Genomic DNA, 10009 nt, shown 5'->3' with positions numbered 1-10009 from the left:
CAGATGCTAGGCGATATTTTTCATTTAAGATTTCCATTGTTAATACATTCGGAAATGTATTTGGCATATCTATAAAAGAAGTAACACCACCAGCAATAGCGGCCTTACTTTCTGTATAAAGGTCGCCTTTATGCGTTAGACCAGGATCACGAAAATGAACTTGTCCGTCTATAATTCCAGGAAATAAATACTTGTCTTTTCCGTCAACTACTTTTACATTTTCATGGTCTATTAGTTGTCCGATTGAATGAATAAAACCATTGTCTATAAGTAAGTCAGCAACGGTTATTTTTCCCTCATTTACTATGCTTATATTTTTAATTAGAATTTTTTCTTTCATTGTAGTTGTCTATATGTTTCTAGTCTTGCTTAACGTTTGATTATAGAAGTATCTAGAAAAAAACCGATAAAAATTTAGTTATTTAACAAACTGAACGTTTGTAGCTTGCAGGAAAGGCTGTTGTACGATTGCTTTTATTTTTGCTCTTGAAATATTTTTAATAATGTTAATGCAAAATTAGGTTCAATTCTGTTAATTCTACCTGTATTTATGTTTATTCCTCCTGAACCAAACTGCGGATTATAACTTACTCCGCCAAATCCTAATCCTGTAAAACTCAAAAATGTTGCAGATTTGTCATCAACTCCTTTGATCCAAAATGTCATTCCGGTAATACCTCCTTTATTTATTTTTAATTCTTCGCCAATTTTCACATCAAACGCTTTATAATTTCCGCTTTGTATTTCGTATTTTTCGCCATTGATTTTAAAATTTTGTTTTTTTAAATCCGCTAAATTTTGATTACCGAAAATATAGACTTTATTTTTTGGTACATATTTATAATTTATGTTAAAAATACTGTCTTCACAAAAATATGCTGTCAAAGTTAATTCCGCAAAATTTTCATCAAGTTTAGTAAAATTTTCAAACCTAAATGCATTTGCACCAATTTTTTGAGCTGCATTTTCTAAATTCTGAAAAATTGAATGAACTTCGTTTAGCTTTCCAGTTGATTTAATTTTCGCAACATTTTTTGAAGTCGTTAAATCAGTTTCTGGAAAAATATAAACGAATATTTTGTCTATAGGTTTTTGAAGCGTGTCATTTTTTTCTATATACTCAATTTTTTGCGAAAATGTTGCGTTTCCGACAATTAGCAAAATTAAAATTAATACTTTTTTCATTTTCATTTTTTCAGTTTTCTGTCGCTGTCGCTTTCAGAAGTGTCGCACAACTAGTATTATTACAGCCATAAATTTCTAATTTACCGCCAACTTCCTAACCGTAGTTTTATTGTTTTTCTCAATATTTATAAAATAAACACCAGCACTTAGATTGGTTTTGTTGAATTCCATCAAATTGTTTTCAGCGTCAACTTGTTGGATTAAGTTTCCTAAAATATCATAGATTTTTATTTTAGAATTAACCAAGTTAGTTCCTTCAATGTTAAACGAACCTTTTGTTGGATTTGGATAAATTTTTAATTCTTCTGAGGCTTCAAAAATTTCATTTGACAATAGAGTATCAACTGAAAAACTATAATCAAAACCGCCACCAAAGTCTGGATTGAATGTTTTTATTACCACATCATTTGCGTCTAATAATTTTACATATCCAGTACCTTGTGCTGTATTTGCCCACCATTGTAAACCATCTTTTCCTGTATCGTTTAATCGTAATCTGTAACAACCATTAGCAATTTGAGGTGCTTGATAGGTATAAGTATAAATAGTGTTTGCAGTTGGAAAAGTCTTGGTATCAACTACATTTCCTTCGGCATCATATAAGGTGTAATTATTTTGATTAGGGCTATTATTAGTTTTTAAGCTAATTTTAAAAGTTGTTGGCAAAACATCAGGAAGCGTTAATGGTGATGACATCATGTTATTGTTTGCATATTGATCTGGACTTTCATTTACCATCATAATTTTGGCATGAAATTTATTTCCAGTAGCTTGTATTGCAGTTGACCATAGTTCATTAAGCGGCAATACTACATCTACATCAGCCATTGAAGCCAAAGTACCTGTCCAAGTAAACGTTTGATGCTCAGAAGCATTGTTTAACCAATATTCTAAATTTATAGAAGTTATAGCATTACTTCCAGTATTTCTAACCGTAATTTTTGGTTTTTCACACATTGGATTCACTCTCGAGAATTCGGCATTGGTATTATTTGGTTGTTTGATAGTAACAATAGCAGCATCTGTAGCAAAGTTAGGCGCGCCATAACCAATAATTTGGTGCGCAACATGATAGCGATAATCACCAGCAGAAACACTCGGATTTGAAGTTGTGTATTTTACTTCCATTGTGGTTCCTGGCGTAACGTGGGGTGTTAAATCTTGTTCTTTTAGTAAGGAGCGTTGCCCAGGACACCAACCTTGACGGTTATAAACCCAAGTTCCACCTTGAGGATAAATTGGATTTTCGGCACATTGTTGTGTAATTCCCCAAGTAAATTTTTGTACATTATTGATTCTTATTCTGTGAGAAACAGCGCCACCATTTTGCGAAAATTCTCCATGAGCTCCATGACCAGTAATAGAAGATTTTAATTTGAATGAAGTCGCCTCTGCACTAAAAGGGAAATTATTTGGTACAATTGCTGTTCCTGCAATAATTCCGTTTATTGGTAAATCTCCCGTTCTGTTTGTTCCTTGCCAAAGTTGTTCGTATTGTACAATGTTTCTTGGCGGTGTTCCAACAATGAACAAGAATTCTAAATCCATTTCTTCTTGTCTTTCACCGCCTAGCGACAACAAAACTCTTTTTTTTCCACGAAGAATTTTTTCATAATCAGACATATCAAAATACCAAGATTTACCATTCATTCCTAAATCTAGTCCTATTCCGTATGGTGTAACAAAAGAAACCAATTCATTATAAAAAGGAAATCTTTTAAAATAAGTTAAATCAGAAATTGAGATAGTTCCTTGAGAAGTGACTGGAAGTGTTGACAAAACGGTTCCTGTATCTCCATTATAAACATTTTCAGGAGTTGCATCAAAATAATCGCTTGTTGAAAGTAAATTTACTCCATCATTTTGCATAGGTGAAACGCCTTCATTTGATGTAATTGAATAATTACGAACCGTTCTAGCAATTTTTGGATGAGAATATCTTTCTACAACATTGGTAACAGTCAAATCATAAGTTCCTTTGTGAAAAATGATTTTCGGAACCGCATTAGATTCGGTGAAAGTGGTTGTTAGTTGATTGCCTCTTTCATAATCCCATTTTAAATTTTCGCCTGTTGATGTGATATTGTTTTTTGAATCTGTTATTACCTGACCATTTTGTTCGTCAAATTTGTAATAAGCTACTAAACTTGCATAATTTGGGTGAGTGGCATCAATTGTTTTGTTTTTCCAATCGATAATGGTTTGAACTGCTAATTCTGAATTCCAAATAGATAATTCTTTTATTTTTCCTTTGTAATCGCTGTTGGTTTCAACTGGAATTTTACCCAGAATTAAATTCATAATACTAATTACTTTGGTTTTTCCAGTTCCGCTATGCCATAAAGTTCCGTTTAGGTAAATATTCATGTTTCCTGTTAAGGCATTTTTAGTAAATGTCCAATGGTTCCAAACACCTGCGATTTCACTAAAAGTATGTGTTTTTTGAATTCTATCAAATGAATTAGAAACATTTCCGCAGTCAAAATAGATATTTCCTTCCCAAGGTAAATGAAGATTTAACTGTCTTTTGTTGATGTCATTATCAGACGAACCATATAAAATACTGTTTCGAGAAGGCATTAAATCGGCATCGCCTTTTGCCCAAAATGAAATAGAAATTTCATTGTTGATTGAACTTAAAAACTGATTGTTTAATTCTACTAATCCTGAATAAGATAAATCAGCAGAATATGTGTTACTTGCCGTTATAGTTCGCAAATCACTTGAAGTATAACCTTGAAATTCTATAGTTGTGCCATTTACAGCATTTGAAAAAGAAATATCTAGTAAAACACTACTTGTTCCATCCCAATTAAAAGGGGTGTAAAATTGAATCACATTGTCACCATTTACAAACGAATAATCTCTAAAAAAGACTTCAGTTAATCCCGTAAAATCAGCATTTTTAGCTTGTAAAGTTGTCAACGAAGAATTTTTCATTTGAACTCTGAAAAACTTTGCCAATCCACCACTATTTGTGACATTTAAAGTAATTGCGTTTATATTTCCAGGAGTTAATCCCGATACCGAAAGTTCTGCTGCTGTTAATAAAACCTGACTTCTACCCGTTTTTAGATTTGTTTTTAAAAGATTAGAAATTGATAGCGTATTAGTTCCAACATTGTGAAATGTAACTGAACTACTCGAGTTTACAGCAACATTTTTTTGAGTAAAATCATAATGATTATACGTTTGTTGTGTTGTGTATGGATATGATGTTCCAGTAAAATTAGAAACTACATAATCTTTTTGAATACTAGGCACTTTTTCTACTTTTGAAGAATCGGCTACATACGTATTGCATGAATAATCCCATTCGCCACAACCTAAATTTCTATCGGTTCCAGTAGAAACCAATCCATCTTTACAGCGCATACTGTATTTAAGAATAATTTTTTCAAAAGTTAAGCCAGAATTACTTGGAAATTGAATCAATGTATCTCGCGACAAACTGTTATAAGTAAAAGCTTTGACTTTGATGGTGTCGCCAATATTTTGCGCGTTTGTAAAATTGAAAAACAAGGCTGTAATTGCTATTAGTAGTAGTTTTTTCATCAAAATATAGTTTAGTGTTGTTTTATAGATTTCAAATATAATTAAAATCTGTTGAATTTTTTAAAAAAAATAACCCTAAACTAATTGTAATAGAGTAGGGTTATGATGATTTTATTTGGAATAAACTTATTTCTCAATTTCTTTTAGCGAATCCATTTTTTTGTGTGCTAAGAAGCCTTTTAGATCTTCAAAGTGTTCTTTTACGCGTTTATTTCCAAATTCAAAAACTTTTGTGGCTAGTCCATCAAGGAAATCTCTATCGTGAGAAACTAGTATTAACGTTCCGTCAAAATCGCGCAATGCATCTTTTATGATGTCTTTGGTTTTCATGTCTAAATGGTTAGAAGGCTCATCTAGAATAAGTAAATTGACTGGTTCAAGCAATAATTTAATCATAGCCAAACGCGTTTTTTCACCACCAGATAAAACTTTTACTTTCTTCTGAATATCATCACCTTGAAACATAAAAGCACCTAAAATATTTTTGATTTGCGTACGAATATCACCAACGGCAATTCTATCTATAGTTTCAAAAATAGTAGCATTTTCGTCTAATAAAGCAGCTTGATTTTGAGCAAAATAACCAATTTGAGCATTGTGACCAATTTCTACACTTCCACTGTTAATTTCAATTTCTTTCATGATGGCTTTTATCATGGTAGATTTTCCTTCCCCATTTTTACCAACAAAAGCTACTTTTTGACCTCTTTCGATAACGATATTGGCATCTTTAAAAATCACATTATCGCCATAACTTTTGCACAAATCTTTAACCACAACAGGATATTGACCTGAACGAACCGATGGTGGAAATTTCAATTTTAAGGCAGAATTATCAACTTCATCAACTTCAATAGGAACAATTTTTTCTAACATTCGCACTCTTGATTGAACGGCATCAGTTTTAGAAAAAGTTCCTCTAAAACGTTCAATAAAAGCTTGATTATCGGCAATGAATTTTTGTTGCTCATCATACGCTTTTTGTTGATGAATTCTTCTGTCTTTTCGTAACTCTAAATAGTGCGAATATTTGGCTTTGTAGTCATAAATTCGTCCCATTGTAACCTCGATAGTTCTGTTGGTAATATTGTCAACAAATGCTCTATCGTGCGAAATTACCATTACTGCTTTGGCTTGGCTAATCAAAAACTCTTCTAACCACTGAATACTATCCATATCCAAATGGTTTGTTGGCTCATCTAGCAAAATCAAATCGGGTTTTGTCAATAGAATTTTGGCTAATTCAATGCGCATTCTCCATCCACCTGAAAATTCTTTGGTTGGTCTGTTAAAATCTTCTCTTTCAAATCCTAAACCTTTTAAGATTTTCTCAACTTCAGCTTCATAATTTACTTCTTCGATAGAGTAATATTTCTCGCTTAATTCAGAAACACGCTCAATCAATTTCATATAAGCATCACTATCATAATCGGTACGAATAGTCAATTGTTCGTTGATTTCGTCCATTTCCTTTTTCATATTCAAGACCGAAGCAAAGGCTTTAGACGTTTCTTCTAAAACCGTGCAATTGTCTTCTGTCAATAAATGTTGAGGTAAGTAGGCAATTACAGCATCGCTTGGAGCTGAGATGTTACCACGAGTAGGTTTATTTGCACCCGCTACAATTTTTAATAAAGTAGATTTTCCTGCGCCATTTTTACCCATTAGGGCAATTTTATCGGTCTCATTTATTGCGAAAGTTACTTCGCTAAAAAGCGTTGTGCCACCAAATTCAACGGCAATATCGTTTACTGTAATCATTTTTGAGTATAGAAGTTTATGAGTTTAGAAGTTTAGAAGTTTAGATTCTAAACGATTTTAAAAAGGTGCAAATATAGATTTTTTAATTAATTTAGTCTGGCACAAAATAATCCAAATCATTTTGAGTGGGAACAATATAAATACGTTCCCATTTAGCACCTTCAATAAGTTTCCATGAATGGCCTTCGCCTTCAATATCTTTTGCAATGAGAATAACTCCGGGTTCAATAATAAAACTGTTTCCTTCGGAAGTTGTAAACTCTAATTTACCTTTTAGAGTTACTACAAATTGCTCTCTTGGTGCTGTATGTTGTTCTTGTTGCCAAGGTTCTATTTTGGTTTGAATATTGAAATAATTTACCTCAATTTTATGATATTCTGGTAAAGAGCCCAGTTCAAAATAGGAATTTCCTAAAACATCATTTAGTAATCGAATTGCTTTCATATACTAAATTACAAACTCAACCTAAATTCCTCAATAATAGGACTTGCTTTGCCATAATCGACTTCTTGTATAAAAAGCTCTATTGGTTTTTGGTTGTTGATGCTAGGGAGTACATTAGCTTGGTTGTTATTTCTTATAACAGTAGTAATGCCAATTGCCTCGATTTTTTCTTGTAACGAAAGTGCCAAAATTTCTTCTCCCGAAAATAGTTTTATTAAGCCCATGTTTTTTTTGGTAAAGATAGGGAGAATGTTTTATAGTATTGAGTAAAATCAGGTAAGCTTTAACTTTAGCTTCAATAATTTCACGATATTCTTTTTTCAAGGAAATGTCATGTTCTATAAATACGTTGACTATTTTTAGGCTATCAATTAATTCAAAAATATGGATTTATAATCTGAATATTGATGACTTTTTTTTAAAAAATTCCCTACGGATTTTAAAATTTTATGCCAACCTCAGACTGTGAAAAAACATCACAATCTTTGCACCAAATATAGTAAAATAGTTGTAAGAAAGTTATAGTTTTTTTATCTTTAACCGAGTACGTGACCAGTACGCTCGGTGGTGTACTCATGATTTTTAATTTGTTTTTTTGGTATTCGTGAATGTAAACATTTGAGAGGCGCACTCCGTCAGTTTCTGGCGGAGCCGTCTACTCGATTAGCCAACGTTTAAACTACCCAAAGTATAATTGACTTGTAATATTTCCATTCATTTCCATATTTTATATAAACCTCTAGAGTTGCACATGCTGATATACTATTATAGATTTCTTCTTTATAAATAATCGCCGTTTCATGGTTTTTGTCAAAAAGAGGAATTGAAAGGCTACAAAATTCTTTATGAGGATTTTTTGCAAATTTTATTTTAGTCTGTTTTATTTCCCATTTTTCACCAACTTGATTTTCAAACTGCTGTTGCAAATATTCAATATCAGAATCAATAAATGAATCTGATACATTTTTTAAAGTATCTTGCTTATCGGACTCAATTATATTTTTTAATAATTCAAAAGCAGTTTCCTTATTATAAGCTATTTTTTTCCAATTGATAATTTCACTTTTGATTTTATGTGATGAAAATTTATCTCTAAAATTACTTTTAATATTGTCAATTTCACAAAATAATATTTTCTGTATTTCAGCATCAGAAATCAATGAACTGTACGTTTGAGAATTGACTTTTTGAGACAATCCTAAAAGGAAAAATATTATTATTAGCAGGTTTTTCATAAATGTTGGCTAACCTCAGACTGTGAAAAAACATCACAATCTTTGCACCAAATATAGTAAAATAGTTGTAAGAAAGTTATAGTTTTTTTATCTTTAACCGAGTACGTGACCCGTACGCTCGGTGGTGTACTCATGATTTTTAATTTGTTTTTTTGGTATTCGTGAATGTAAACATTTGAAAGGCGCACTCCGTCAGTTTCTGGCGGAGCCGTCTACTCGATTGGCGGGCGTAACAATATTTAGTCATAATGATGTCTACACTTTACGATTTGGATTTCATCATCCACAAATCTGTAAATTAGTCTATGTTCATCATCAATTCTTCTTGACCAAAATCCAGCATATTTGTGTTTCAACGGTTCTGGTTTTCCTATTCCTTCAAACGGAGTTCTTGAGATGTCTTTCAATAAATCATTTATTTTCTTGACTTTCTTTTTATCAATTTTTTGCCAATACAAATAATCTTCCCAAGATTCATCTACAAATACATATTTCATGTTATTCTTCGATTAAATCTTTAGTAAATGATTTTCCCTTTTTAAGCTTATCAATTGCTGAGTCTAATCGCTTTTCATTAGTTCGAGAAGACAATTCATAATTAGTTGCCATCAACGAATTGTACTCATCAAGTGACATTATAACAATACCGGAATCTTTTCCTCGATTGATAACAAGTGTTTCGAAATTTTTGGCAACTTTATCGAGATAAGACTTAATGTCTTTTCTGAAATCTGAAATATTTGCTACTACCATGATTTTTAAATTTTGTACAAATATATGTACATTATTTAGATTTCAATGTTTACGGATGTTAAATTATGACTGCTAACCTCAGACTGTGAAAAAACATCACAATCTTTGCACTAAATATACTAAAATAGTTGTAAGAAAGTTATAGTTTTTTTATCTTTAACCAAGCACGTGACCTTACGCTCGGTGGTGTACTCATGATTTTTAATTTGTTTTTTTGGTATTCGTGAATGTAAACATTTGAGAGGCGCACTCCGTCAGTTTCTGGCCGAGCCGTCTACTCGATTAAGGGCTGGCTTATTCCTTGATTACTTTAAATGTCTGTTTCACGTTTTCTCCTACATTGAATAAATAAATACCTGCCGATAAATTCCCCAACTCAACGCTAGTGTTTTCAGCATTTATTGTTCCTGATAAAACTACTTTACCTGTGTTGTCATAAATAGTGAAAACAGTGCCAATAAGTTTGGCATCAGCTTTTACATTGACTAAACTTTGGGCAGGGTTAGGGTAAACTGTAAATGATTTTTCATTTACAGTTTCATTAATACCCACACTGATGCCATTAAACTTTACCAAAAAAGCATCATTGTAAGAGCTGCCAACACCCCCATCAACAGTTTGATGCGCGCCTGCTGTTGCTATACCCGAATTAGATTGTGTATGTCCCGTTATATAAATATTGCCTGAGGCATCGGTAGCACATGAACTTGCTATATCTATATCTCCTCCACCGTAATAAGTGCCCGATTGCCTTACTCCGTTTAAATCAAACTGTACTAAATAGACGTCACTAGGGCCAGATATAACAATTTTAACTGCCCCTGCTGTGGCTATACCAGTGCTAGATTGAGTCCAACCCGTCATGTAAATATTGCCAAAGGCATCGATAGTGCAGGAATTTCCTGAATCACCTAAACTGCCCCCATAATAAGTTCCCCATTGCCTAAAACCGTTTGAATCAAACTTTACTAAGAAAGCGTCATTGTATCCACCACCATAAGCACTTTGATGGGACCCTGGTGTAGCTATGCCCGATGCAGCCATTTGTTGCTGTGCCTGTCCAGTCATATAAACA

Annotated in this window: 9 protein-coding genes and 1 pseudogene; all 10 read right to left on the bottom strand. The window is 32.5% G+C overall.

The genetic code is table 11. The features are described 5' to 3' along the window. A pseudogene (locus ACIQ66_RS10890) lies at positions 1 to 340 on the bottom strand (dihydroorotase); the annotation flags it as partial. Positions 341 to 474: 134 nt separating this feature from the next. Beyond that, positions 475 to 1185, bottom strand: a complete 711-nt coding sequence (locus ACIQ66_RS10885; protein WP_396212823.1) for a hypothetical protein — start codon at positions 1183 to 1185, stop codon at positions 475 to 477. A gap of 75 nt (positions 1186 to 1260) precedes the next feature. Continuing rightward, on the bottom strand, positions 1261 to 4740 hold the full coding sequence (locus ACIQ66_RS10880) for a T9SS type A sorting domain-containing protein (RefSeq protein WP_396212822.1): 3480 nt from the start codon (positions 4738 to 4740) through the stop codon (positions 1261 to 1263). Between the two features lie 126 nt (positions 4741 to 4866). Continuing rightward, entirely contained in the window at positions 4867 to 6501 is a 1635-nt protein-coding gene (locus ACIQ66_RS10875) for an ABC-F family ATP-binding cassette domain-containing protein (RefSeq protein WP_396212821.1), read from the bottom strand. Between the two features lie 91 nt (positions 6502 to 6592). Next, positions 6593 to 6946 (bottom strand): hypothetical protein, encoded by a 354-nt coding sequence (locus tag ACIQ66_RS10870; RefSeq protein WP_396212820.1) that lies wholly within the window; start codon positions 6944 to 6946, stop codon positions 6593 to 6595. Between the two features lie 8 nt (positions 6947 to 6954). Continuing rightward, on the bottom strand, positions 6955 to 7170 hold the full coding sequence (locus ACIQ66_RS10865; protein WP_396212819.1) for a DUF2007 domain-containing protein: 216 nt from the start codon (positions 7168 to 7170) through the stop codon (positions 6955 to 6957). Positions 7171 to 7620: 450 nt separating this feature from the next. Beyond that, complete coding sequence (locus ACIQ66_RS10860) at positions 7621 to 8181, bottom strand: hypothetical protein (RefSeq protein WP_396212818.1); 561 nt, start codon at positions 8179 to 8181, stop codon at positions 7621 to 7623. Positions 8182 to 8420: 239 nt separating this feature from the next. Further along, complete coding sequence (locus ACIQ66_RS10855; RefSeq protein ID WP_396212817.1) at positions 8421 to 8678, bottom strand: Txe/YoeB family addiction module toxin; 258 nt, start codon at positions 8676 to 8678, stop codon at positions 8421 to 8423. Position 8679: 1 nt separating this feature from the next. Further along, entirely contained in the window at positions 8680 to 8934 is a 255-nt protein-coding gene (locus ACIQ66_RS10850) for a type II toxin-antitoxin system Phd/YefM family antitoxin (RefSeq protein ID WP_396212816.1), read from the bottom strand. A 294-nt stretch (positions 8935 to 9228) separates the two neighbouring features. Then, a partial coding sequence (locus tag ACIQ66_RS10845; protein ID WP_396212815.1) for a T9SS type A sorting domain-containing protein occupies positions 9229 to 10009 on the bottom strand: 781 nt, incomplete at its 5' end.

Source organism: Flavobacterium sp. (assembly GCF_044377315.1).
In the GTDB taxonomy this organism is placed as follows: domain Bacteria; phylum Bacteroidota; class Bacteroidia; order Flavobacteriales; family Flavobacteriaceae; genus Flavobacterium.
This window is presented reverse-complemented; position numbering and strand designations above follow the sequence as displayed.